A 25,702-nucleotide genomic window follows, 5' to 3' on the forward strand; every position below is an offset into this window, starting at 1 on the left:
TACATGAATTGCGCGCTCGCCTCTTTACAGCAAATGCAAATCTTTCGCATGATGTTGCGGTTTCGCGTGCCATGGCGCACGGTCCAACCACACGACGCAGGGAAACCAACAATGATTCGAATGCCTCTGGCCTCCGCCAGTCTGCTGGCCATCGCCATCGCGCTCGCCGGATGTGGCGAAAAGGATGACAAGGCCGCTGCTCCGCAAGCTCAAGCGCCTGCTGCCGCCAGCACCACCGCCGCCGCGCCTGGGGCTGTCGATGAAGCGGCCGGCAAGGCCGTGGTCAAGCATTACGCCGACATGGTCTTCGCCGTGTACAGCGACTCGCTGAGCACCGCCAAGGCCCTGCAGACGGCTGTCGACGCGTTCCTGGCCAAGCCCAACGACGAAACCCTGAAAGCCGCCAAGGACGCCTGGGCCGCCTCGCGCGTACCTTACCTGCAGAGCGAAGCCTTCCGCTTTGGCAACACCATCATCGACGACTGGGAAGGCCAAGTTAACGCCTGGCCCCTGGACGAAGGCCTGATCGACTACGTCGACAAGAGCTACGAGCACGCCCTGGGCAACCCGGCGGCCAGCGCCAACATCATCGCCAACACCGAGATCCAGGTCGGCGAAGAGAAGGTCGACGTCAAGGACATCACCCCAGAGAAGCTGGCCAGCCTGAACGAGCTGGGCGGTTCCGAAGCCAACGTCGCCACCGGCTACCACGCCATCGAATTCCTGCTCTGGGGCCAGGACCTGAACGGCACCGGCCCAGGTGCCGGCAACCGCCCTGCTTCCGACTACCTGGAAGGCAACGGTGCCACTGGCGGCCACAACGACCGCCGTCGTGCCTACCTGAAGGCGGCCACCGACCTGCTGGTCAAGGACCTCGAAGAGATGGTCGGCAACTGGGCACCGAACGTTGCCGACAACTACCGCGCCACCCTGGAAGCCGAGCCGGTCAACGACGGCCTGCGCAAGATGCTGTTCGGCATGGGCAGCTTGTCGCTGGGCGAACTGGCGGGCGAGCGCATGAAGGTCTCGCTGGAAGCCAACTCGCCTGAAGACGAGCAAGACTGCTTCAGCGACAACACCCACTACTCGCACTTCTACGACGCCAAGGGTATCCGCAACGTCTACCTGGGCGAGTACACCCGCCCGGATGGCACCAAACTGACCGGCCCGAGCCTGTCGTCGCTGGTGGCCAAGGTTGACCCGGCTACCGACGCCACCCTGAAGGCCGACCTGGAAGCCACCGAAGCGAAGATCCAGGTGATCGTCGACCACGCCCTGAAAGGCGAGCACTACGACCAACTGATCGCTGCCGACAACGCCGCTGGCAACCAGGTCGTGCGTGACGCCATCGCCTCGCTGGTCAAGCAGACCGGCGCGATCGAACAGGCTGCAGGCAAGCTGGGCATCGCCAACCTGAACCCGGATACTGCGGATCACGAGTTCTGATTCGGCTGTAGCGGTTCTGGAAAAGGCGACCTTAGGGTCGCCTTTTTTGCTTCTGGCCCTTTCGCGGGCAAGCCCGCTCCCACCAGGACGGCATGATTCCTGAGATCTGTGTGGGAGCGGGTTTACCCGCGAAGAGGCCGGCACAGGCAACAGATGTAGCTGACACTGATTTCATCCAGCAATTGCAAATTGCTCTTATTCAAACATCCCCACTTTGCTAAGCTTGCACGCCGGTTTTTCGCTCACGCCCAGGATCCTTGATGTCCTCGTCGCTGTTCAGACTCTCTCCCCTGCTGCTGGCCTTTGCCCTCGCCGCCTGTGACGACGCCCCACGTTTCACCCAGGCAGAGCCCGGCGAAGCGCTGTCGGGTGGCAAGGCGACGGTGCAGCGCAGCGATCGCAATGCCTATTCCCTGCCCTCGGCCAACCTTTCGCCCGAGCGGCGCCTGGACTTCGCCGTCGGCAACAGTTTTTTCCGCAACCCCTGGGTGATCGCCCCGTCCACCACCACCGCGCGTGATGGCCTCGGCCCGCTGTTCAACACCAATGCCTGCCAGAACTGCCACGTGCGCGATGGCCGCGGTCACCCACCCGAGCTCGATGACAGCAACGCGGTGTCGATGCTGGTGCGCCTGTCGATCCCCGACCAGCCTTACCTGGCCAAGGTGGTCGAGCGCCTGGGCGTGGTCCCCGAGCCCGTGTACGGCACCCAGTTGCAGGACATGGCAATCCCCGGCGTGGCGCCGGAGGGCAAGGTCCGCGTGACCTACGCCAACCAGGCCGTCACGTTCAAGGACGGCCACCAGGTCGAGCTGCGTCGGCCCAGCTTGCAGATCACCCAGCTGGGCTACGGGGCAATGCACCCTGACACCCGTTTCTCGGCCCGCGTTGCGCCGCCGATGATCGGCCTCGGCCTGCTCGAAGCCATCCCCGAAGCCGACATCCTCGCCAACGAAGACCCGGACGACCGCAACCGCGACGGCATCCGCGGGCGAGCCAACCGGGTCTGGGATGATGCCCAGGGCAAGACCGTGGTGGGCCGCTTCGGCTGGAAAGCCGGGCAACCCAACGTCAACCAGCAGAACGTCCATGCGTTTGCCGGCGACATGGGCCTGACCTCCACCCTGCAACCCAAGGACGACTGCACCGCAGCGCAAGTCGACTGCCTGGCCGCGCCCAATGGCGATGGCATGGGGGGCGAAAAGGAAGTCAGCGACAACATCCTGCGCCTGGTCACCTTCTATACCCGCAACCTGGGTGTGCCTGCCCGTCGTGACGTGGGTGCGCCGCAGGTGCTGGCAGGCAAGAACCTGTTCTTCCAGGCCGGTTGCCAGGGCTGTCACACCCCGCAGTTCACCACCGCCGCAAACGCGGCCGAACCTGAGCTGGCCGGCCAGGTGATCCGCCCCTACAGCGACCTGCTGTTGCATGACATGGGGCCGGGCCTGGCCGATGAACGTACCGAATTCGCGGCCAATGGCCAGGACTGGCGCACCCCGCCGCTGTGGGGCATCGGCCTGAGTGAAACGGTCAGTGGCCACAGCCAGTTCCTGCACGACGGCCGCGCCCGCAACTTGCTCGAAGCCGTGCTCTGGCACGGTGGCGAAGCCGAAGCGGCACGTAATTTCGTCCTCACCTTCAATGCCGAGCAGCGTGCTGCGCTGCTGGCTTTCCTGAACTCACTTTAAAACGCGCAAGGAGCCGGGCATGTTCCGACCCAAACTGTTGTTCACCAGCCTCGCCGCACTCGCCCTCGGTGCCTGCTCGCCGCAGGACCCGCAAGCCGTGACCTCCGCCGCCATCGCCAAGCAGGTGATCCTGCCGACCTACAGCCGTTGGGTCGAAGCCGATCGCCAGCTGGCCGTCAGCGCCCTGGCCTATTGCGAAGGCAAGGCGAACCTGGACACCGCCCGCGCCGACTTCCTCACTGCGCAAAAAGCCTGGGCCGAGCTGCAACCGTTGCTGGTCGGCCCGTTGGCCGAAGGCAACCGCGCCTGGCAGGTGCAGTTCTGGCCCGACAAGAAGAACCTGGTCGGCCGCCAGGTCGAGCAGTTGGTCAACGGTGACAAACCCGTCGACGCCGCTGCCCTGGGCAAGGCCAGCGTCGTGGTGCGCGGCCTGTCGGCTTACGAGTACATCCTCTTCGACAGCAAGCCAGACGTTGCCACGGCAGAGCAGAAAGCCCGCTACTGCCCACTGCTGGTGGCCATCGCCGAGCACCAGAAGGCCTTGGCCGAAGAGATCCTCAAGGGCTGGAACAGCACCGACGGCATGCTCTCGCAGATGACCAAGTTCCCCAACCAGCGCTACGCCGATTCCCACGAGGCCATCGCCGACCTGCTGCGCGCCCAGGTCACCGCCCTGGATACCCTGAAGAAGAAGCTTGGCGCCCCCATGGGCCGCCAGAGCAAGGGCATTGCCCAGCCGCTGCAGGCCGAAGCCTGGCGCAGCCACGCTTCGCTCAAAAGCCTGGAGGCCAGCCTCAAGGCCGCCCAGGCGGTCTGGGTCGGGGTCGACAACAAAGGCTTGCGTGGCCTGTTGGGCAGCGACCAGAAAGCCTTGGCAGACAAGATCGACGACGCCTACGCCACCGCGCTCAAACAGCTGGCCGACAATCAGAAAACCCTCGGCGAGTTGCTGGCCGACGACGCCGGCAAGCAGACCCTCAACCAGATCTACGACAGCCTCAACGTTGTCCACCGCCTGCACGAAGGCGAGCTGGCCAAGGCGTTGAACATCCAGCTGGGCTTCAATGCCAACGACGGTGACTGATCATGCTGCGACGCCAGGCCCTCAAACTCGGTAGCGTACTGCTCAGCGCCCTCACCCTGGGCGGCTGGAGCCTGTTCCGCAACAAAGGCAGCAAACCCCTGCTGCTCTCGGCGCGCGACGACGGCGATGGCAAGCATTACGCCGTCGGGTTCCGCCTGGACGGCACCCAGGTGTTCAGCACCCCGGTTGCCCAGCGTTGCCATGCCATCATCAACCACCCAACGCTGCCGATCGCCCTGTTCGTCGCCCGCCGCCCAGGTACCGAAAGCTACCTGGTCGACCTGCGCGATGGGCGGCTGCTGCAAACCGTGGTCTCGCAGCCCAACCGCCACTTCTACGGCCATGCGGTCATCCACAAGGGCGGGGAATGGCTGTACACCACCGAGAACGACACTACCGACCCGGGTCGCGGCGTGCTCGGTGTGTACCGTTTCGAAGGCGAACGCTTGGTGCACAGCGGCGAGCTGTCGACCCACGGCATCGGCCCGCATGAAGTGGCCTGGCTGCCGGACGGGGAAACCCTGGTGGTGGCCAACGGTGGCATCCGCACCGAGGCCGAGAGCCGCGTGGAGATGAACCTCAACGCCATGCAACCAAGCCTGGTCCTGATGCAGCGCGACGGCACCCTGCTGAGCAAAGAAACCCTCGCCCAGCAAATGAACAGCGTGCGTCACTTGGCAATTGGCGACGACGGCACCATTGCCGCCTGCCAGCAATTCATGGGCGACGCCGACGAAACCGCCGAGCTGCTGGCGATCAAGCGCCCGGGCGAGCCGTTCAAGGCCTTCCCCGTGCCGGAGCGGCAGTTGCAGGCCATGGCCCAGTACACCGCCAGCGTGGCGATTCACAGCGACCTGCGGCTGGTGGCGCTGACGGCGCCGCGGGCCAACCGGTTGTTTGTCTGGGACCTGGACAGCGGCGCGGTGAAGCTGGATGCGCCGATGCCAGATTGCGCAGGGGTTGGCGCGGTGAAGGATGGCTTTGTCGTCACCTCCGGGCAGGGGCGTTGCCGGTTCTACGATTGCCGCAAGGCAGAGCTGATCGGGCAACCGATGGACCTGCCTTCCGGGTTCTGGGACAACCACCTGCACCTGGCCTGATTATCACCGGCCTTCTAGGAGCGGCCTTGCGTCGCGAAAGGGCTGCGTAGCGGCCCCAGGATCTCAGCGTTAATGCAGAAATTGCTGGGGCCGCTACGCAGCCCTTTCGCGACGCAAGGCCGCTCCTACAGGGACCGCGTAAAATTAGCGGTTCAATTCCTTTCCCCCACTTACAAAAAACAGTCAATACTTCCCCCATCCACACGTGGGCAGGATCGCCCGTTGTCGTGTCATAACGAATAACAACCACGCTTCCAAGGAACCGGACCTATGCTTCGCCGCCGCATGCTCATCATGTTGGCCGTCGTTCTGCTGATCGTGTTGGCCCTGGGGGGCTACAAGGCCTTCTCGATCTACCAGCAGATCCAGGTGTTCACAGCCCCCAAGCCGCCGATCACCGTGGCGGCAGCGCTGGCCGAAGAACGCCAGTGGCAAGAACGCCTGCCCGCCGTCGGCAGCCTCAAGGCCCTGCAAGGCGTCGAGCTGAGCCTTGAGGTGGAAGGCATCGTCAAAAGCCTGCACTTCGACTCCGGGCAGAAGGTCAAGGCCGGGCAACTGTTGCTGCAACTCAATGACGAACAGGAAACCGCCCTGCTCGGCACCGCCCAGGCCGACCTGGGGCTGGCCAAGGTCGATTTCGGCCGCGGCAGCCAGCTGGTCGGCGACTCGGCCATCTCCCGTGGCGAGTACGATCGCCTTACCGCCCAGTACCGGCGCAACCAGGCCGTGGTCGATCAGCTCAAGGCCTCGAAGACCAAAAAAAGCATCAGTGCGCCCTTCAGCGGCACCATCGGCATTCGCCAGGTGGATGTCGGCGACTACCTGGCCGCTGGCACGGTGATCGCCACCCTGCAAGACCTGTCCAGCCTCTACGTCGACTTCAACGTGCCCGAGCAGGCCCTGCCGCACCTGAGCCTAGGCCAGCAGGTGCTGGTGCAGGTCGCCGCTTACCCGGGCCAGACCTTCACCGCCAGCCTCAGCGCCGTCAACCCCAAGGTCGAGGAAAGCACCCGCAACCTGCTGGCCCGCGCAACCCTGGCCAACCCTGACGGCAAGCTGCTGCCTGGCATGTTCGCCAACCTGCTGATCCTGCTGCCCGCGCCACAGCCGCGGGTGGTGGTGCCGGAAAGCGCCATCACCTACACCCTCTATGGCAACTCGGTGTATGTCGCCACCCCGAAAAAGGACAAGGACGGCAACCCGGAAAAAACCGACGACGGCCAACCCCCGCTCATCGCCGAGCAGCGCACCGTGCAGACGGGCGAGCGCCGCGACGGCGTGGTGGTGGTCAGCAAGGGCCTGCAGGCCGGCGAGCAGGTGGTCACCGCTGGGCAACTCAAGCTCACACCCGGCGCGGCGATCCGCATCAGCCAGGACAAGGCGCTCACACCTGAGCAAGGTGCTCCTGACCCAGGCAAGGCTGATCAAGGCACCCCGCACAACGACTGACAGGAGGCAGGCATGGCGTTCACCGACCCGTTCATCCGTCGCCCGGTCCTGGCCAGCGTCGTCAGCCTGCTGATTCTGCTGCTGGGCTTTCAGGCCTGGAGCAAACTGCAGATTCGCCAGTACCCGCAGATGGAAAACGCCCTGATCACGGTGACTACCGCGTACCCCGGTGCCAACGCCGAGACCATCCAGGGCTACATCACCCAGCCGCTGCAACAGAGCCTGGCCAGCGCCGAAGGCATCGACTACATGACCTCGGTGAGTCGGCAGAACTTCTCGATCATCTCCATTTATGCGCGCGTCGGCGCCGACAGTGACCGTTTGTTCACCGAACTGCTGGCCAAGGCCAACGAGGTGCGCAACAAGCTGCCGCAAGACGCCGAAGACCCGGTGCTGAGCAAAGAGGCCGCCGACGCCTCGGCGCTGATGTACATCAGCTTCTACAGCAAGGAAATGAGCAACCCGCAGATCACCGACTACCTGTCCCGAGTGATCCAACCCAAACTGGCCACCCTGCCGGGCATGGCCGAAGCGGAGATCCTCGGCAACCAGGTGTTCGCCATGCGCATCTGGATCGACCCGGTGAAACTGGCCGGCTACGGCCTCTCGGCCACCGATGTGACCAACGCCGTGCGCCGTTACAACTTCCTCTCGGCCGCCGGTGAGGTAAAAGGCGAGTACGTGGTCACCAGCATCAATGCCAGCACCGAGCTCAAGTCTGCCGAAGCGTTCGCTGCCCTGCCAGTCAGGACCAGCGGCGACAGCCGGGTGCTGCTGGGCGATGTGGCACGGGTCGAAATGGGTGCAGAAAACTACGACACGGTCAGTTCGTTCGACGGCATCCCTTCGGTCTACATCGGCATCAAGGCCACACCGGCCGCCAACCCGCTGGAGGTGATCAAGGAAGTCCGGCGCATCATGCCGGAACTCGAAAGCCAGTTACCCTCGGCGCTGAAGGTGTCGATTGCCTACGACGCCACGTTGTTCATCCAGGCCTCCATCGACGAGGTGATCAAGACCCTCGGCGAAGCGGTGCTGATCGTCATCGTCGTGGTGTTCCTGTTCCTCGGCGCGTTGCGCTCGGTGCTGATCCCGGTGGTGACCATCCCGCTGTCGATGATCGGCGTGCTGTTCTTCATGCAGATGATGGGCTACTCGCTCAACCTGCTGACCCTGTTGGCGATGGTGCTGGCCATCGGCCTGGTGGTAGACGATGCCATTGTCGTGGTGGAGAACATCCACCGGCACATGGAAGAAGGCAAGACGCCGTTCGACGCGGCGCTTGAAGGTGCACGGGAAATCGCCATGCCGGTGGTGTCGATGACCATCACCCTGGCCGCGGTGTATGCCCCTATCGGCTTCCTGACCGGGCTCACAGGCGCGTTATTCAAAGAATTCGCCCTGACCTTGGCCGGTGCAGTGATCATCTCCGGCGTCGTCGCCCTGACCCTGTCACCGATGATGTGCGCGCTGTTGCTGCGCCAGGAACAGAACCCCTCGGGCCTTGCCCATCGCCTCGACCTGCTGTTCGAGCGCCTCAAGGTGCGCTACCAGCGCCTGCTGCACGCCACCCTGGACAGCCGGCCGGTGGTGCTGGTGTTCGCCGTGATTGTCCTGTGCCTGATCCCGGTACTGCTCAAATTCACCCAGAACGAGCTGGCGCCCAACGAGGACCAAGGGGTGATCTTCATGATCAGCAGTTCACCGCAGCCGGCCAACCTCGACTACCTCAACGCCTACACCGACCAGTTCACGCCGCTGTTCAAAGCCTTCCCCGAGTATTACTCGTCGTTTCAGATCAACGGTTTCAACGGTGTGCAGAGCGGCATTGGCGGCTTCCTGTTAAAGCCCTGGAACGAGCGCGAGCGCACGCAGATGGAGCTGCTGCCGCTGGTGCAGGCCAAACTTGAAGAAATCGGCGGCCTGCAGATCTTCGGCTTCAACCTGCCGTCGCTGCCCGGTACCGGTGAGGGCCTGCCGTTCCAGTTCGTGATCAACACCGCGGGGGACTACCCGGCCCTGCTGGACGTGGCCCAACGTATCAAGACACGCGCCCAGGCATCGGGCAAGTTCGCCTTCCTCGACATCGACCTGGCCTTCGACAAACCGGAAGTGGTGGTCGACATCGACCGGGCCAAAGCGGCACAGATGGGCGTCTCGATGGACGCCCTGGGCGGCACCTTGGCCACCCTGCTGGGCGAGGGGGAAATCAACCGTTTCACCCTGGAGGGCCGCAGCTACAAGGTGATTGCCCAGGTCGAGCGGCCGTACCGCAACAACCCCGGCTGGCTCAACAACTACTACGTGAAGAACGACCAGGGCCAATTGCTGCCACTGTCGACCCTCATCACCCTCAGCGACCGCGCCCGCCCGCGCCAGCTCAACCAGTTCCAGCAGTTGAACTCGGCCATCATCCAAGGCGTGCCCATGGTCAGCCTGGGCGAAGCGCTGCAGACCGTGCAGGCCATCGCCCGCGAAGAAGCCCCGGAAGGCTTCGCCTTCGACTATGCCGGGGTGGCGCGCCAGTATGTTCAGGAAGGCAGCGCGTTGTGGGTAACCTTCGGCCTGGCGCTGGCGATCATCTTCCTGGTGCTGGCGGCGCAATTCGAAAGCTTCCGCGATCCGCTGGTGATTCTGGTGACCGTACCGTTGTCGATCTGCGGGGCGCTGTTGCCGCTGTTCCTGGGTATTTCCAGCATGAACATCTATACCCAGGTCGGGCTGGTGACACTGATCGGGCTGATCACCAAGCACGGTATTCTGATCGTCGAATTTGCCAACCAGTTGCGCGAAGAAAAAGGCCTGAGCGTGCGTGAGGCAATCGAGGAAGCGGCCGCCATCCGCCTGCGGCCGGTACTGATGACCACGGCGGCGATGGTGTTTGGCATGGTGCCGTTGATTCTGGCGACCGGCGCAGGGGCAGTGAGCCGGTTCGATATCGGCACGGTGATTGCGACCGGGATGTCGATCGGGACGTTGTTTACCTTGTTTGTGCTGCCTTGCATCTACACCTTGCTGGCGCACAAGACGGTGGCCAAGGCACCTGTGCCAGCTGACATTGCCCGGTAGGAGCAGCCTGGTGCTGCGAAGAGGCCGGTAGCAGCAGCGAAGATTCAGGGTGTTTTCACCGGCCTCTTCGCAGCACCAGGCTGCTCCTACCGGAATCGTAGTTGGCCGACGGCACTCACAACCAAAAAAACCAGAGGCCCCGCTATGCAGGGCCTCTGGTTTTCAAGCACCACCCAGGTTCAGCCGAACGGCCGCAATCCCTGACGCATACCGAACAGGAACAGCAACAGGTCCTGGTCCGGCTTGACCTGTTCCTGCGGCTTTGCCACACGTGGCAAAGCGCACTGGTCAGCCATCTCGGCCTTGCTGAACACCGTCGGCTTCGGCTCTTCCCAGGCAGCCACCGCCACGGTGGTCACGGCCAATCCAGCCACCAGGAACAAAGCTCGAGCGATTTCTAGTTTCATTGCCCTAACCCTTTGACAACGCTGCCAAACGCCATTTGGTAAAAATAGAGCAATGTCTGCCATTCCGCATCAGTGAACGACGAGTGGCGGCGCAGCTGACGCAGGTCATTCGCCGCCGCACGTTGGCAGCTGATGCGCCGCCGGCACTTCTCAAGGTCCAGCAAAGCGACTTCGACCCGGGCCTGTTCGCCCTCGCCGATCACCTTGACGAACACATGCTTGCCGTACAGGCAGCCGTGCTGCCAGTGCCCCAGGTGCATACGCGCCAGGTTATCCGCCAGGTCCTTGAGCATGCGCTCATGCACCGCCTGAGGGTAACGCTCGCGGGCACCTTCGGCATGCCAGGTGTCGAGCTCGACAAAGCCATCCAGCGCTTCGCTGACCAGCAGCGCGCGCCATTGATGATCGGCATCGCGCTCGGCACCACAAAAGACGATGTGCGGAACACGTACACCCAATTGCTCGAAGCTGTTGATGGCATCGAGTTCACGCAAAACGGTCGGCCGGCCAAAGGGGTGCAGCAGGCTGCGGTAGATGTGCCCGACCTGGCGCTTGGCATACAGCAGTTTGCCGTTGGCATCGTTGAGGCGTTGCACGCCACTTTCGCCGCCACGCCGCTGGTTGGGTTCCTCGACCCATTCGCCCTGCTGGCGCCAGTAAAAATCGAACCGCGACTCCCCACTCTGGGCTACAGCCATCAAACACTACCCCTTACGCAATACATAGACTCGCCACATGGCATAGAACGGCAGGAAGTCCAAGCGTTCCTGGATTCTGAAACCGGCGGCCTCAAATTCTTCTTCGACCGTGTCCGCTGGTAACACGAAACGATTCTGGTAATTGTCCTGCTCGGCCTTGGCGCTGCGACGCTGCTCGAGCTTTTTCCGGCGCCAAGCTTTGAAGTTGCCGTCCACCCACAGCGACAGAATCACACTATCACGGCTAACTCTTTGAAATTCCGAAAGAATTGTCTTTCTGTGGGCCGCTTCGCCGATGTGATGGAACAGCCGCATGCAGAAAATGCTGTCGACCGAATTGTCAGGAAGGTCAATGGCGAACGCAGAAGTCTGCAAGGGGCGTACCCGGGCGACCACCTCTGGCGGTTGCGCGGCACAGGCTGTCTCGATCATCGCCTCGGAGTTGTCGGCGCCGATGATGACTCGGTTGGGTTTTTCCGCCAGCAACGGCCAGAAGCGCCCAGCACCGCAGGGCAGGTCAAGGACCAGGCCCGGCTCACCGGCCAACGCCAAGGCGCGACGTGCCAACTGCTCATCGCGCTTGTGGGAAAGGCGTCGGGCCAGGCCATCCTGATGCTTGAGAAAATACTCGCGCGCGTGGTCTTTGTCGTATTTCTCGGAAAATTCAAGCTTGATGGGGCTACGCATTGGGCATCTCCTGACTCCAGTGCGCTCACCTTAGGTAAGCAAGCGTTGGAATCAGGTTATGCCAATGTGAAAAAAGTGTTAGTTCTTTGGAGAGGTATTACCAAAAATTACCCGACCAACCCCGAAGGGCTGCCCTTCTCCACACTTTGGCTCAGGTCCACCTGAAAGCGGCAGCCGTGCGGCAAGGTCGAGGTCAGGGTGACGCGCCACCCCTGGTCGTCACAGATGCGCTGCACCAGCGACAAGCCCAAGCCCAGCCCTTCGCCACGCCGCTCAGCGCCGCGCACGAAGGGTTTGAACATCGCCTCGCGCTGCTCCTCGGGGATGCCCACGCCACTGTCCTCGACGCTGAACCCATTCGCTTCCAGGCTCAGGCGAATGTAACCGCTGTCGGTGTAGTGCGCGGCGTTGCGCAGCAGGTTGCCCATCACCGATTGCAGGAAGGTGGCGTTGTACAGCACCGGGCTTGCGCTGACACGGCCGTCGAAATACAGCGTGAGCCCCTTCTGCTCGATCGTTTCGCGCCAAACCCCAGTGAGTTCATCCGCAACCTCGCGCAAGGTCGCTTGGGAGGCCACGGCACCCTCATCGCGTTGGGCGCGGGCAAGCATCAGGAAGGTCTTGACCAGTTCGCGCATTTCTTCGGTCGCCCGCGCCACCCGCTCGACCTGGCTACGTGCACGCGGGTCCAGTGCCTGGTTTTCCAGCAGCAGCTCACACGACGTGGCCAGCACCATCAGCGGGGTTCGCAGCTCGTGGCTGACGTCGCTGGTGAACAGCCGCTCGCGGGTCAAGGCGTCGCGCAAGCGGCCCAGCGTGTCGTCGAAGGCCACAGCCAGCTGGCCCACTTCGTCGGCCGCGTAATCGGGTGCCAGCGGCGGTGCCAGGCCGAGTAGCTGGTCGCGGTGGCGCACTTGACGCGCCAGGCGGATCACCGGTGCCATCACCCGGCGCGCCACCAGCCAGCCCAGGATCACGGCCAGCACCAGGCTGAGCACAAAGCCGACGACCACAACAGCGAACAGCACACGCTCGCGCTCTTCGAAGTCGCTCTGGTCCTGCAGCAGTACGTAGCGCCGACCATCGACGATCTCGACCATCGCGTGGTACGACAGCTGGTCGCGAAACACTTCGTGGAAGCCCCTGTCGAGGTGGCGCAAGTCTTTGGGCAACTCGAAATCGTCACGCCCGCCACTGAAGTAGAACAGCTGGTCCGGACGCGGCCGATGGCTCCAGTCACTGACGCTGTCCATGCGCAACAGGCGTTGCAGGTCGCCGCCCAGCACACTGGAAATCAGCCGCTCTTCAACCAGGTGCACCGTGGCGACGATGCCGAAGGCGAAGGCGCCGGCCACCAGCGCGCTCATCAACGCAAAGGCGATGATGATGCGCTGGGCAAGGCTTTGCTTAAACTCCATCGCGGCCCTCGGCGAGGCGATAGCCGACGCCATGGACGGTATGCAGCAGCGGTTTTTCGAACGGTTTGTCGATCACCTGGCGCAACTGGTGCACATGGCTGCGCAGGCTGTCGCTGTCAGGGCAGTCGTCGCCCCACAGGGCTTCTTCCAGTACTTCGCGTCGCAGCACGTGTGGGCTTTTCTGCATCAACACGGCAAGCAGCTTGAGGCCGACCGGGTTGAGTTTGAGCAGGCGGCCTTGGCGCGTGACTTCCAAGGTGTCGAGGTCGTAGCTCAGGTCGGCGACCTGCAAGGTGCGACGCCCACCTCCCTGGGCACGGCGCAGCACCGCTTCGATGCGCGCGGCCAGCTCCGACAGCGCAAACGGCTTGAGCAGGTAATCGTCGGCACCCGAGCGGAAGCCTTGCAGGCGGTCGTCCAGCTGATCGCGGGCGGTGAGCATGATCACCGGGGTGTCACGCCGGGCGTCTTCGCGCAGGCGTTTGCACAGGGTATAGCCATCGATGCCGGGCAGCATGATGTCGAGGACGATCAGGTCGTAGTGCTCGGTGGCCGCCAGGTGCAAGCCCGACAACCCGTCCTGGGCGCAATCGACGGTGTAGCCTTTCATGCCGAGGTAATCGGCCAGGTTGGCAAGAATATCGCGGTTGTCTTCAACCAATAGAATGCGCATCGGGTTCTCCTGTGCGGCGCTTCGCTATGGTGCGCGGCAGGCGCAGCTTAAGGCCAATGCCTGCACTGTGCCACCCCTGGGGAAAATTCACCGGAGTTGACAGTTTTTTCACCGATCCTTCACGGACACAGGATAGCGCCCACTCGATAATGCCCGATCTTTTTTGCGCCCTGGAGTCGTCATGCACGAACGTACCCGCCCTCGCCCGATCAATCTCTGGCTGTACCTGGGCATTCCTCTGGTGACGGCAGTGGCCTTGATCCTGCTTGAGCTGACCTCGGTCGACATGGACGTGGCCAACCTGTTCTTCGACCCGGCTGCCGGGCAATTCATCGGCCGGCACAGCTATGTGCTGGAAAACGTACTGCATGATGGGGTCAAGCAGGTGGTGATCCTGCTGGGGCTGCTGGCCTTGCTGACCTTTGCCGTGAGTTTCTTCTGGAAGCGTTTGTTCGGTTGGCGCCGGGAGCTGGGTTGCCTGGTGTTGGCGCTGGGCTTGTCCACAGCGTTTGTCACACCGCTGAAGAAGGTCACCCAAGTGCAGTGCCCCTGGAGCCTGACCCAGTTCGGCGGCAAGGAAACCTACAGCAAGCTGCTGGAGGCACGCCCCGCCACCGACAAGCCGGGGCTGTGCTGGCCGGGCGGGCATGCTGCGACCGGCTTCTGCCTGTTCGCGTTGTTCTTTGCGCTGCGTGACCGACGCCCGCGCCTGGCACGGGTGGCGTTGGGGGTAGCGCTGGTCGCCGGTTCGGTGCTGTCGGTCGGGCGGATGATGCAAGGGGCGCACTTCTTGTCGCACAACGTGTGGACGGCGGTGTTCTGCTGGTTGATCGGGTTGGGGTCGTATTACCTGGTGCTGTACCGGCGCAGGCGGGTTGAGGCGCCTGCTGTGGAGGCCAGTGTTGCCTGAGTGAGGGGCCGCTGCGCGGCCCATTCGCAGCACAAGGCTGCTCCCACAAAAAGCAACCTGTAGGAGCAGCCTTGCGCTGCGAACGGGCTGCAAAGCAGCCCCAATGTTCACCACCGAAGCACAAAAAAAGCCCCGGCTCTCGCGAGCCGGGGCTTTTTATGACGCTAGGGGTAAGGCTGGCTTACATCATGCCGCCCATGCCACCCATGCCGCCCATGTCTGGCATGCCGCCGCCAGCTGGAGCTTCGCTCGGAGCATCAGCAATCATGGCTTCGGTGGTGATCATCAGACCGCCAATCGAAGCAGCAGCTTGCAGTGCCGAACGGGTCACTTTAGCTGGGTCCAGGATGCCCATCTCGATCATGTCGCCGTATTCGCCGGTAGCAGCGTTGTAACCGAAGTTACCCGAACCCTGCTTGACCTTGTCGGCCACAACGCTTGGCTCGTCGCCGGCGTTGGCAGTGATCTGACGCAGCGGGGCTTCAACAGCGCGACGCAGCAGTGCGATACCGACGTTCTGGTCTTCGTTGTCGCCTTTCAGGTCAACGATTGCGCTCAGGGCGCGAACCAGGGCAACACCACCGCCAGGCACCACGCCTTCTTCAACGGCTGCACGGGTAGCGTGCAGGGCGTCTTCAACGCGGGCTTTCTTCTCTTTCATTTCGACTTCGGTGCCAGCACCGACTTTGATCACGGCAACACCGCCAGCCAGTTTGGCCAGACGCTCTTGCAGCTTCTCACGGTCGTAGTCCGAGGAAGTCTCTTCGATCTGGGCACGGATCTGCTTGACGCGTGCTTCGATGTCACCGTCGACGCCAGCGCCGTCGATGATGGTGGTGTTTTCCTTGGACAGGATGACGCGCTTGGCGTTACCCAGGTGCTCCAGGGTAGCGGTTTCCAGGGACAGGCCGATCTCTTCGGAGATAACGGTACCGCCGGTCAGGACCGCGATGTCCTGCAGCATGGCCTTGCGGCGGTCGCCGAAGCCAGGTGCCTTGACCGCAGCAACCTTGACGATGCCGCGCATGTTGTTGACGACCAGGGTAGCCAGCGCTTCGCCTTCAACGTCTTCAGCAACGATCAGCAGTGGGCGGCCGGCCTTGGCAACGGCTTCCAGCACTGGCAGCAGCTCACGGATGTTGGAGATCTTCTTGTCGACCAGCAGCAGCAGCGCGCCTTCCAGCTCGGCAACCATGGTGTCCGGCTTGTTGACGAAGTACGGCGACAGGTAGCCACGGTCGAACTGCATGCCTTCTACGACAGACAGTTCGTTTTCCAGGCCCGAGCCTTCTTCAACGGTGATCACGCCTTCTTTACCGACTTTTTCCATAGCTTCGGCGATGATTTCACCGATGGAGTTGTCGGAGTTGGCGGAGATGGTGCCTACCTGAGCAATGGCCTTGGAGTCGGCGCATGGCTTGGACAGGTTTTTCAGCTCGGCGACGACAGCGGCGGTGGCCTTGTCGATACCACGCTTCAGGTCCATCGGGTTCATGCCGGCAGCGACGGCTTTCAGGCCTTCGTTGACGATGGCTTGAGCCAGAACGGTAGCGGTGGTGGTGCCGTCACCGGCTGCATCGTTGGCCTTGGAAGCGACTTCCTTGACCAGCTGGGCGCCCATGTTTTCGAAGGCGTCTTTCAGCTCGATTTCTTTGGCAACGGAAACGCCGTCCTTGGTGATGGTCGGTGCGCCGAAGCTCTTGGCCAGGACCACGTTGCGGCCTTTCGGGCCCAGGGTCGCTTTTACTGCGTCAGCCAGAACGTTGACACCAACCAGCATTTTTTTACGGGCGGAATCGCCGAATTTTACGTCTTTAGCAGCCATGATCGTTTAATCCTTGAAATTCTTTGGAATAACGGGAAATCGGGGAAATCAGCCTTCGATAACGGCGAGAATTTCGTTCTCGGCCATTACCAGCAGGTCTTCGCCGTCGACTTTCACGGTGTTGCTGCCCGAGTAAGGGCCGAAAACCACTTTGTCACCCACTTTCACGGCCAGCGCGCGTACTTCGCCATTTTCCAGGATGCGGCCGGTGCCAACGGCGACAACTTCGCCGCGGTTTGGTTTTTCAGCGGCCGAACCCGGCAGGACGATACCGCCAGCGGTTTTCGATTCTTCTTCGCTGCGACGGATGACTACGCGGTCATGCAGAGGACGAAGCTTCATTGTCGATCTCTCCCAAATTGTGGTTTTCATCGGCCGGTATCGACACCGGCGGGTTGATGCGGTCCGGCGTTGCCGGGGTGGCCCGCGCGGGGCGAACCACCTGAGTTATGTCTGGTGTCGCCACCAGAAACCTTGCGGTGACCCATACATGAGGCCGCCATAGGCAATTACAAGGCTTGATACGGAAAATTTTTAATCAGCGCTGAACGGAAAAAGAACAGGGGCCGCGATGCGGCCCCTGAATGTCACTTGTCGCGGCGCTCGTACTCGCCCTCAATCACGTTGGGGCGGTGGCCGGCATCACGCGGCGGCTGCGCCTGGAACGGATCATCCTGAAACGCACGCTGGCGCATGGCCTGCTCTTCGGCACGCTGGCGCATCTTGCGCGCAGCCAGGTGACGGGTGAATGGCAACAGGCAGATCAGGCCCAGCACGTCGCTGATAAAACCTGGCAGCAGCAGCAAGCCGCCACCCACCGCCAGCATCATCCCCTGGAACATGTCCTCAGCGGGCAGTTCGCCGCGCTGCAGGCTTTCACGGGCACGCAGTGCGGTGGCCAGCCCGGCCACGCGCATCACCAGCACACCCAGCGCCGAACCGGCGATGATCAGCAGCAGCGCCGGGAAAAACCCGATGGCCGCACTGACCTTGACGAAGACGAACAGCTCCAGCACAGGAAACAGCAGAAGCAACAGTAGAAAAGCACGCATCAAAGATTCCTCGACGGAAGAGACCTTCCAATAAGACCTCAGATGGATGCGACCGCTCCCAATTTCAACCCTCTACTTCAGCAGCAACCGGCCACTGGTCGGCGCGAGCCAGTAAAACCAACGCTTCGCGAACTTGTGTCGGCGTATTGCAAAGACTTGGGAACGGCAGCCAGTAGATGCCCTGACCAATACGCAGGTGCATGCCTTCGCTGTCGACCCCGACCATGAGCGCAGGGGCTGTGCGTGGCAGGTCGGTCAGTTCGACGTAATGGGCGATGGCATTGGCGTGATCGCTGTTCATGTGTTCGATCATGCTCGCCTCGGCCTTGCCCGCGAACGGGTTGGCCAGGGTCACGTGGTCAAGCCAGTGAATGGCGCCAAAGCCGCCGATGTAGCGGTGGCGCACGGGCTGCAGCACCCAGAAGTCGAAATCGTGGGCCTTGTGGTAATTGGCCGCGTCGGGGAAGTACCGGTAGTAGCGCTCGGCAGCGGCCTCGATGGCAGCTTCATCCACCAGCTTGTGTGCTTCGGCCATTACCGTCAGGCGGCCGACCGCCTGCACATCCTCGGCTTCACGCTCACCGACCAGCAGCGAGCATTTAGGGTCTTTTTGCAGGTTATGGGTGTGCTGGGCGATGCGGCTGATGAGGATCAGCGGGTTGCCCTGTGCATCCAGGCAATACGGCACGACGGAACCAAACGGGAAGCCAGGCATGGACTTGGAATGGGTCGAGAGCACGCCGCGGTATTCCTTGAGCAGCAGTTCCCGGGCGGGGCGGATGGCTTTGTTACTCACGAAGGGCGCTCCTGGCGGCGGACTGGATGGGTGACAAGATAAGCATTATCACCCGCCGCTGCCACAGGCAGCTTCGCCATTATGCCGACGGTGTAGGAGCGGCCTTGCGTCGCGAAAGGGCTGCGAAGCGGCCCCGGCAATTTCTGCATTGAAGCTGAGATCTTCGGGGCCGCTTCGCGCCCCTTTCGCGACGCAAGGCCGCTCCTACAGTTACCAGGTCACGCCAAAGCCTGCCGTGTAGCGGGTCTTGTCCAGGTCGCTGTCACGCGTGCCGCTGATGATGTCCTTCTCAGCCTTGAGGTTGAGCGAGGCCCATTCGGTGACTTTGTAGCGCAGGCCAACCTCGGCATCCAGCGAGTAGTCGGCCACGTTGCCCAGCGGCTTGGCGACTTCGCCATTGGTGAACAGCTGCACGTTCTTGCCGATCAGGTAGCGGGTGTAGTCCCACTTGACCGCCGCTGCATAGAAGTTGTCCTTGGCGCCGTCCTGGTACTCGAAATCGGTACGGTTGATCAGCGAGCCCAGCGAGAACGCGCCCAGCTCGTCGTCCCAGAACTGGTAGCCCGGGCCTGTACCCACGGTACGCTGGCGAGCCAGGTCCTCGATGTGGTCGCGCTTGTATTCCATGCGCCCCTGCCAGAACCACTTCTCGGTAATGAAGCGGTCGAGGGCGTACTCGGCACTCCAGTTATCGGTGGTGGTGACGTCGTCCTTGCTCTCGCGGTTGTATTCGCCCTCGGCGTTGTGCCGCCAGCGGCCATGACGTGCTGTCGTCTTGAAGCCCACGTCATAGTCGTCGGTGTCGTTCTCGGCACGCTTGTAGTCCAGGGCAACATCGACGTTGCCTTTCCAGACCAGGTCTTCGACCACCGGCTTGGGCTTCATGATCTGTTCGATGCTGGCCAGGTCGACGGTCTTGGGCGCCTCGCCGTTGGCCAGGGTGACCTTGCCGTCTTCGGCGGCCTTCAGCGATTTGGCCCGCTCACCGCTGTAGGCGTCCTGCTTGACCAGCAGTTCCTGGTCGCTTTCCAAGGTCTTGACGGCTTTCCAGTCCAGCGCGATAGACCCGCCATAAGGGGTCTCCAGCAGCAGCTTGCCACCGTCGAAGACTTTGATCTTGCCACTGAGACGATCACCGTTTTTCATCCACACGGTGTCGGCAACCGCAGGCGCGGCGCACAGGGAAGCAGCTAGCAGGCACAACAAGGATCTAGAATACATAAGCGGACTACAGGTTCGATTCGACGAAAAAAGCCGGGCATTATCCAGATACCGACAACCAGAGCAAGGACAGACCGGGAGCCTGCGATTGAGTTCAACACTCATTTACCGTCACCATTGGTCCGGTTTCATCCACAGGCCACGGGGGCACTGATGTCCGAGGCATACGCGCACGCATTGGAAACGCCAGAGGCCCGACGAACGGCCCTGTATTCGGTACTTGGGCAAGTGCCCGAAGGCAAGGTGGTCAGCTACGGCCAGCTTGCCGAGCTGGCGGGCCTTGGCCGCGCGGCACGTTGGGTTGGGCGTACCCTCGGGCAGCTACCACCCGACACTCGCCTGCCCTGGCATCGGGTACTGGGCGCTGGCGGGCGGCTGAGCCTGGCTTTAGGCACGCCCTCTGGCGACGAACAACGGGCGCGGCTGCGCGCAGAAGGCGTAAATGTGACCAATAATCGTGTGGATATGACACGCCATGGCTGGCGCCCGATGGAGCACAGCGGTTAGAGTGCGCGCTTTGTATTCGCAAACTTGAGGCAGATGTTGGCCCATGCCCCGTAAAACCTGGCGCGCTGCGCTCGCTGCCTATGCCAGCCCGTCAACCCTGGTACTTCTGCTGCTCGGCTTTGCCGCCGGCCTGCCCTACATGCTGGTGTTCTCGACCCTTTCGGTATGGTTGCGCGAAGCTGGCGTGGCCCGTGAGACCATTGGTTACGCGAGCCTGATCGGCCTGGCCTATGCCTTCAAATGGGTCTGGTCGCCGCTGCTCGACCAATGGCGCCTGCCCCTGCTCGGCGGCCTAGGGCGCCGCCGTTCGTGGCTGTTGCTGTCGCAGGCACTGGTGGTGGTCGGGCTGGTCGGCATGAGCCTGTGCGACCCACAGCAGCACCTGTCGTGGCTGATCGCCCTGGCGGTTCTGGTTGCCTTCGCCTCGGCGACCCAGGACATCGCCGTCGATGCCTATCGCCTGGAGATTGCCGATGACCAGCGCCAGGCTGCCCTGGCTGCCAGCTACATGGCGGGTTACCGGGTGGCGGCCCTGCTGGCCACGGCCGGTGCGCTGTTCTTCGCCGAATGGTTTGGCTCCACCGGTTTCAGCTACCTGCACAAGGCCTGGGCCGGCACCTACATCATGTTCGCCCTGTTGATGCTGCCGGCGCTGTTCACCACCTTGGTCATGCGTGAACCCCCGGTGCCGCTGCGTACTCAGCTGTCGGCGGCGCGTTACGGCCTGGTGCACCAGCTGGCGTCGGTGTTCGTGCTGATCGTGCTGCTGGTGTCGGTGCCTGCCAGCTTCACCCAGCTGTTCAATACCGACTGGGCCAGCGTGTTCTTCGGTGATGCGACGCCCCTCGACCTGCTGCTCGAAGACCGCGCCTTCCTGCGCCTGATCCTGTACGCGATGCTGACTTGGGCGTGCCTGTCGACCATGGGCCGTCGTGGCCTTGCCCCGGTGCTTACCCCGGTCAACGACTTCATTGCCCGCTACCGCTGGCAAGCGCTGCTGCTGCTTGGACTGATTGCCACCTATCGCATGTCGGATACGGTCATGGGCGTGATGGCCAACGTGTTCTACATCGACATGGGCTTCACCAAGGACCAGATCGCCAGCGTCAGCAAGATCTTCGGCCTGATCATGACCTTGGTCGGCGCCGGCGTCGGCGGCCTGTTGATCGTGCGCTTCGGCATCATGCCGATCCTGTTCATCGGTGGCGCGGCCTCGGCGGCGACCAACATCCTGTTCCTGATGCTGGCCGACATGGGCCCGAACCTGGACATGCTGGTGGTCACCATCTCGCTGGACAACTTCAGCTCTGGCATGGCCACCTCGGCGTTCGTCGCCTACCTGTCGAGCCTGACCAACCTGAAGTTCTCGGCCACCCAGTACGCGCTGCTGAGCTCGATCATGCTGTTGCTGCCACGGCTGATTGGCGGCTATTCGGGGGTTATGGTGGAGAAGTTCGGTTACCACGACTTCTTCCTGATCACCGCCCTGCTGGGCGTGCCGACGTTGATTCTGATCGCCCTGCAGTGGCGTCAGGAGGCCGGGCGCGGCAAGCCCGTGCCCGAGGAGAACCCAGCGGCCGAACGGCCCTGAACCCCTCTCTTTACATGTTTCACTGTAGGAGCAGCCTTGTGCTGCGAAGAGGCCGGTAACAGCAGCGAAGATTCACTATTCTGTCACCGGCCTCTTCGCAGCACAAGGCTGCTCCTACAGGAATTGCGCATGGCCGGCGCCGGCAAGCTACTGAGCAACCGCCCCTTCCCCAGGCCGGCCACCCACCACGAACCACAACGGCCAGAGCGCCAGCGCACCCGCCACGCTGGCTGCCAAGGCAAAGTGCAGCAGGCTGGCACCTGCCCCGATCATCGCCAGCAGTGCCCCACCCAGGCCCAACAAGGCGATGGTGATCATCCCCAGCATGGCCGAGACCAGCCCCTTGCTTTGCTCGCTGGAGAACAGCGTCATGCGGTACAGCACGGCGTTGGCCACACCCAACCCCAGCGCGTACAGCGACATGCCAGCGACCACGCTGGTCACCGTCGGCCAGTACCAAGTCGCCAGCACCATCATCGACAGGCCAGCCAGGTAGGGCCACAGTGCGCCACGCACCAGAGCTGGCAGCGGGTAACGGTCGGCAATGCGGTTGATGATCAGGTTGCCCATGATCAGCCCGCCGAACACCGGCAATTGCCACAAGGCATATTCCATCGTACTCAGCCCCTCATCATGGATGAGCAGCACCGGCGACAGGCCAATCCAGCCAATCAAGGGCAAGCCGACCAGGCCAAGGGCTGCGCTGCCGGCGACAAAGCGGCGGTTGGCCAGCAACTGGCCGTAGCCAGACAACAGTGGCAGCAGGTGAATTGGGGTGAACGGCAGCCGCGAACCATCGCGCCGCTCCACACCGAGTGTTTCCGGCATCAAGCGGTACAGCAGCACCCAGGCCAGCACCGCGCCGATGGCAAAGGCCACGAACAGCCAACGCCAGTCCAGCCATTGCAGCAGCAAGGTCCCCACCAGCGGGCCGAGCAGCGGCGACAGCAGGGCAATGTTGGCCAGCAGGGCCATCATGCGCACCGCGTCCGCTTCGCTGAACGCCTCGTTCAAGGCCGGGTAGCTGACCGTGACCACAAAGCCCAGGCCGATGCCCTGCAACAGGCGCAGCAAGTTGAACAAGCCGATGTCATGGACCCAGAAGGTCGCCAGGCACGCCACGCCAAAGAACACACAACCCCCCAACAGCAACGGGCGACGGCCATAGCGGTCGGCCAGGGGGCCGATCAGCCACTGCAGGACCACGCCACCGAGCAGGTACAGGTTCAGGGCGTGGGGGATGTATTCGGGGCTGGCGTTCAGGTCGTCGACCACCACGGGCATGGCCGGCATGACCGCGTCGCTGGCCAGGTAAGTGAGCAATTCGAACAGGGCCAGGGTGAGGCCAAACAGCAAGGCTCGGAGGGGGGTGATGTACAGCAGTGGTTTCATGGTGAGCTTCGGGTAGAGGCAGGTGGGGTCAGGCTATATGCCAGAAGTGGCGGGGTTTAGCTGTGAACAAGTGTAATGAGGTGGAAAAAGCCGGGGCCGCTGCACGTTCCATCGCCGGCAAGCCGGCTCCCACACAGTTAGATGACAACCTGAACCTGTGGGAGCCGGCTTACCGGCGATGGGGCGCACAGCGGCCCCGGCTTATTTGAACAGCGGTGTTACTGGGTAGCCGTCTCCTGCACCACACGAATCACTCGCTGCGGAAACGGAATATCGATGCCCTCGGCCTTCAACCGGTCACGGGCATGCTCGTTGAGCATGAACATCACATCCCAATAGTCGGACGTCTTGGTCCAGATACGCAGCGACACGGTGATCGAACTGTCGCCCAGCGTCGAAATCACCGCCTGCGGTGCCGGGTCGGCCAGCACACGCGGGTCCTGCGCCAGTTCCAGCAGCACGTTGCGCGCCTTTTGCAGGTCGGCCTCGTAATCCACGCCCACGTCGAACACCACTTTGCGGGTCGGCTGGCGGTTGGTGTTGGTGATGATGCCGTTGGACAGGCTGCCGTTAGGCATGATCACCGTCTTGTTGTCACCGGTGCGCAGCACGGTGTGGAAAATCTGGATGCTGTCCACGGTGCCGCTGACACCCTGCGCTTCGATCCAATCGCCGATGCGGAACGGGCGGAACATCAAGATCAACACACCGCCGGCAAAGTTCGCCAGGCTACCCTGCAACGCCAGGCCAATGGCCAGGCCGGCAGCACCGATAGCGGCAACGAAGGAGGTGGTCTCGATGCCGATCATCGACGCCACGCTGACGAACAGCAGGATCTTCAGGATGATATTGGCCAGGGTGCTGATGAACCCCTGCAATGCCAGGTCGGCATTGCGCAGGCCAACCAGCTTGCCCAAGCGCGCGCTGACCTTGTTGATGACCCACCAGCCGATGGCCAGGGTCAGCAACGCCAGGCACACGCGGCTGCCGTACTCCATGATCAACGGAACCCAGGCTTGGGATTGGCGGACCAGCTGATCGACTTCAGCGTTCAAATCCATGTTCATCTCCTGATGCCGAACGGCATGTGCACGGTAAAACTGGCCGCGGGCATTTCCGCGGCCACGGCCCCCATGGACATCATTACGCCATCGAGGTTCCTGGTGACGCTTCGATCAATCGCGGAAGTTGTTGAACTGCAGCGGCATGTCGAATTCCTTGGCGCGCAGGGCAGCGATCGCTTCTTGCAGGTCGTCACGCTTCTTGCCGGTGACACGCACCTGCTCACCCTGGATGGAAGCCTGGACCTTGAGCTTGGCATCCTTGATGTGGGCGACAATCTTCTTCGCCAGCTCTTTGTCGATGCCTTCGCGGAACTTGGCTTCCTGTTTCATTTCTTTGCCGGACGCATAGGCATCCTTGGTTTCTAAGCATTTGACATCGATCTTGCGCTTGACCAGCGCACCGCGCAGGATCTCGATCATCGCCTCGAGCTGGAATTCGGCCTCGGCGGTCAGCAGCACGGTCTGTTCCTTGTCCTTGAACTCGAAGCTGCCTTTGCCCTTGAGGTCAAAACGGCGATCGAGTTCCTTGACGGCGTTGTCTACAGCGTTCTGCACTTCGTGCTTGTCCAGTTCCGATACCACGTCGAACGAAGGCATGGGTATTCTCCAAAAATAAAAGCGCGCTCGGCCTGAAGATGGAGCACGCTGAGTTAGATGGTTAAAATGCGGGCTCATTATAACGGGTTGCGAAACGCATATGAGCAGCACATGGCATATTCTCGGCGCGGGTAGCCTGGGCAGCCTGTGGGCTTGCCGCCTGGCGCGCGCCGGCAAGGCGGTACGTTTGATCCTGCGCGACGAGCAGCGGCTGCAGGCCTATCAACGTGTGGGCGGCCTGACCTTGTTCGAGCAGGACACCTCCAGGCATTACGCGATCCCCGCCGAAACGGCCGACGCCCATGGCCCTATTCACCGCCTGCTGGTGGCCTGCAAGGCGTACGACGCGGCGCCGGCCATCAAGCGCCTGGCACCGCGGCTGGCCGAAGGTGCAGAGCTGGTGCTGCTGCAGAACGGCCTGGGCAGCCAGGACGAGGTCGCCGACCAGGTGCCCCATGCCCGTTGCATCTTCGCCTCCAGCACCGAAGGGGCGTTCCGCGAGGGCGATTGGCAGGTGCGCTTCGCCGGCCATGGCTTCAATTGGCTAGGTGACCCACTCAAACCCGGGATCCCGGCGTGGTTCGATGACCTGCACGATGCCGGTATCCCGGCCGAATGGACCGTGGATATCCTCACCCGGCTGTGGCGCAAGCTGGCCCTCAATTGCGCGATCAACCCGCTGACCGTGCTGCATGAGTGTCGCAATGGCGGCCTGCTGGAGCACCTGGCCGAAGTGACCGCCCTGTGCGACGAGCTGGCTGAGTTGCTGCGCCGCTGTGGCCAACCCCAGGCTGCCGAAGACCTGGACGAAGAAGTGCAACGGGTGATCCTCGCCACCGCCGCCAACTACTCTTCCATGTACCAGGACGTGCGCGCGGGCCGACGTACCGAGGTCCACTACCTGCTCGGCCATGTGTGCCGCGCCGCCGAGCGGCATGGCGTGGCGTTGCCGGAACTGGAACGCCTGCACCAGCGACTGGTCGATAACCTGCAGGCACGCGGCTTGCCCAGCGCCTGACGCTGGCCCT

The 25,702-nt window shown here is 62.6% G+C and carries 23 protein-coding genes; 10 read left to right on the plus strand and 13 right to left on the minus strand.

Translation table 11 applies throughout. The annotated features are described in order from the left end of the window. Positions 1-111 precede the first annotated feature (111 nt). The 6 genes from HU750_RS06275 (at position 112) to HU750_RS06300 (ending at position 9,836) form a co-directional block, all read left to right on the plus strand. Entirely contained in the window at positions 112-1,446 is a 1,335-nt protein-coding gene (locus HU750_RS06275; protein WP_027594049.1) for an imelysin family protein, read from the plus strand. A 260-nt stretch (positions 1,447-1,706) separates the two neighbouring features. After that, positions 1,707-3,134: a di-heme oxidoreductase family protein gene (locus HU750_RS06280; protein ID WP_186677682.1), complete on the plus strand. Its 1,428-nt coding sequence runs from the start codon at positions 1,707-1,709 to the stop codon at positions 3,132-3,134. A gap of 19 nt (positions 3,135-3,153) precedes the next feature. Next, complete coding sequence (locus tag HU750_RS06285) at positions 3,154-4,218, plus strand: imelysin family protein (protein ID WP_099430352.1); 1,065 nt, start codon at positions 3,154-3,156, stop codon at positions 4,216-4,218. A gap of 2 nt (positions 4,219-4,220) precedes the next feature. Then, positions 4,221-5,318, plus strand: coding sequence for a DUF1513 domain-containing protein (locus tag HU750_RS06290; protein WP_186677684.1), 1,098 nt, complete (start codon positions 4,221-4,223; stop codon positions 5,316-5,318). 270 nt (positions 5,319-5,588) lie between these two features. After that, positions 5,589-6,767 (plus strand): efflux RND transporter periplasmic adaptor subunit, encoded by a 1,179-nt coding sequence (locus HU750_RS06295; protein WP_186677686.1) that lies wholly within the window; start codon positions 5,589-5,591, stop codon positions 6,765-6,767. Between the two features lie 12 nt (positions 6,768-6,779). After that, positions 6,780-9,836, plus strand: a complete 3,057-nt coding sequence (locus tag HU750_RS06300) for a multidrug efflux RND transporter permease subunit (RefSeq protein WP_186677688.1) — start codon at positions 6,780-6,782, stop codon at positions 9,834-9,836. A gap of 179 nt (positions 9,837-10,015) precedes the next feature. Here HU750_RS06300 and HU750_RS06305 read toward each other — a convergent pair whose 3' ends face one another. The 5 genes from HU750_RS06305 to colR all read right to left on the minus strand — a co-directional run bounded on the left by HU750_RS06305 (position 10,016) and on the right by colR (position 13,719). Then, entirely contained in the window at positions 10,016-10,243 is a 228-nt protein-coding gene (locus tag HU750_RS06305) for a hypothetical protein (RefSeq protein ID WP_099455225.1), read from the minus strand. Continuing rightward, the gene (locus HU750_RS06310; protein WP_099430356.1) at positions 10,240-10,941 is read right to left on the minus strand and encodes a lipopolysaccharide kinase InaA family protein; all 702 of its coding nucleotides are present in this window, start codon (positions 10,939-10,941) and stop codon (positions 10,240-10,242) included. Before HU750_RS06310 ends, HU750_RS06305 begins: the two co-directional genes overlap by 4 nt. 6 nt (positions 10,942-10,947) lie before the next feature. Further along, entirely contained in the window at positions 10,948-11,628 is a 681-nt protein-coding gene (locus HU750_RS06315) for a class I SAM-dependent methyltransferase (protein WP_027594041.1), read from the minus strand. 107 nt (positions 11,629-11,735) lie between these two features. Continuing rightward, positions 11,736-13,046: a sensor histidine kinase gene (locus HU750_RS06320; RefSeq protein ID WP_186677699.1), complete on the minus strand. Its 1,311-nt coding sequence runs from the start codon at positions 13,044-13,046 to the stop codon at positions 11,736-11,738. After that, a complete protein-coding gene (gene colR / locus HU750_RS06325; RefSeq protein WP_003255215.1) occupies positions 13,036-13,719 on the minus strand; it encodes a two-component system response regulator ColR in 684 nt (227 codons plus the stop codon). The genes HU750_RS06320 and colR overlap by 11 nt, the downstream gene beginning before the upstream one ends. A gap of 181 nt (positions 13,720-13,900) precedes the next feature. On the opposite strand from colR, the gene HU750_RS06330 reads away from it, so the two are divergent. Continuing rightward, a complete protein-coding gene (locus HU750_RS06330; RefSeq protein WP_186677716.1) occupies positions 13,901-14,629 on the plus strand; it encodes a phosphatase PAP2 family protein in 729 nt (242 codons plus the stop codon). A gap of 181 nt (positions 14,630-14,810) precedes the next feature. Here the strand turns inward: HU750_RS06330 and groL are convergent, their stop codons facing one another. From groL to HU750_RS06355, 5 genes are all read right to left on the minus strand, one after another. Continuing rightward, complete coding sequence (groL, locus tag HU750_RS06335) at positions 14,811-16,454, minus strand: chaperonin GroEL (protein WP_085273632.1); 1,644 nt, start codon at positions 16,452-16,454, stop codon at positions 14,811-14,813. Positions 16,455-16,502: 48 nt separating this feature from the next. After that, positions 16,503-16,796: a co-chaperone GroES gene (locus tag HU750_RS06340; protein ID WP_012274036.1), complete on the minus strand. Its 294-nt coding sequence runs from the start codon at positions 16,794-16,796 to the stop codon at positions 16,503-16,505. A 245-nt stretch (positions 16,797-17,041) separates the two neighbouring features. Further along, positions 17,042-17,506: an FxsA family protein gene (locus HU750_RS06345; protein WP_027594037.1), complete on the minus strand. Its 465-nt coding sequence runs from the start codon at positions 17,504-17,506 to the stop codon at positions 17,042-17,044. A gap of 64 nt (positions 17,507-17,570) precedes the next feature. Further along, positions 17,571-18,302 (minus strand): HugZ family pyridoxamine 5'-phosphate oxidase, encoded by a 732-nt coding sequence (locus HU750_RS06350; protein WP_027594036.1) that lies wholly within the window; start codon positions 18,300-18,302, stop codon positions 17,571-17,573. 210 nt (positions 18,303-18,512) lie between these two features. Continuing rightward, positions 18,513-19,523, minus strand: coding sequence for a DUF481 domain-containing protein (locus HU750_RS06355; RefSeq protein WP_027594035.1), 1,011 nt, complete (start codon positions 19,521-19,523; stop codon positions 18,513-18,515). Positions 19,524-19,676: 153 nt separating this feature from the next. On the opposite strand from HU750_RS06355, the gene HU750_RS06360 reads away from it, so the two are divergent. Further along, positions 19,677-20,030, plus strand: a complete 354-nt coding sequence (locus HU750_RS06360; RefSeq protein WP_099430360.1) for an MGMT family protein — start codon at positions 19,677-19,679, stop codon at positions 20,028-20,030. Between the two features lie 43 nt (positions 20,031-20,073). After that, positions 20,074-21,621: an AmpG family muropeptide MFS transporter gene (locus HU750_RS06365; RefSeq protein WP_186677718.1), complete on the plus strand. Its 1,548-nt coding sequence runs from the start codon at positions 20,074-20,076 to the stop codon at positions 21,619-21,621. Between the two features lie 147 nt (positions 21,622-21,768). Here the strand turns inward: HU750_RS06365 and HU750_RS06370 are convergent, their stop codons facing one another. The 3 genes from HU750_RS06370 to HU750_RS06380 form a co-directional block, all read right to left on the minus strand. Next, on the minus strand, positions 21,769-23,013 hold the full coding sequence (locus HU750_RS06370) for an MFS transporter (protein ID WP_186677720.1): 1,245 nt from the start codon (positions 23,011-23,013) through the stop codon (positions 21,769-21,771). A 218-nt stretch (positions 23,014-23,231) separates the two neighbouring features. Continuing rightward, positions 23,232-24,074, minus strand: a complete 843-nt coding sequence (locus tag HU750_RS06375) for a mechanosensitive ion channel family protein (RefSeq protein WP_027594031.1) — start codon at positions 24,072-24,074, stop codon at positions 23,232-23,234. Between the two features lie 114 nt (positions 24,075-24,188). Continuing rightward, a complete protein-coding gene (locus HU750_RS06380; protein ID WP_027594030.1) occupies positions 24,189-24,674 on the minus strand; it encodes a YajQ family cyclic di-GMP-binding protein in 486 nt (161 codons plus the stop codon). A 100-nt stretch (positions 24,675-24,774) separates the two neighbouring features. Between HU750_RS06380 and HU750_RS06385 the strand changes: the two genes are divergently transcribed. Beyond that, a complete protein-coding gene (locus HU750_RS06385; RefSeq protein ID WP_186677725.1) occupies positions 24,775-25,692 on the plus strand; it encodes a putative 2-dehydropantoate 2-reductase in 918 nt (305 codons plus the stop codon). Positions 25,693-25,702 lie beyond the last annotated feature (10 nt).

This window comes from Pseudomonas sp. SWRI50 (assembly GCF_014269095.1).
Lineage (GTDB): Bacteria > Pseudomonadota > Gammaproteobacteria > Pseudomonadales > Pseudomonadaceae > Aquipseudomonas > Aquipseudomonas kermanshahensis.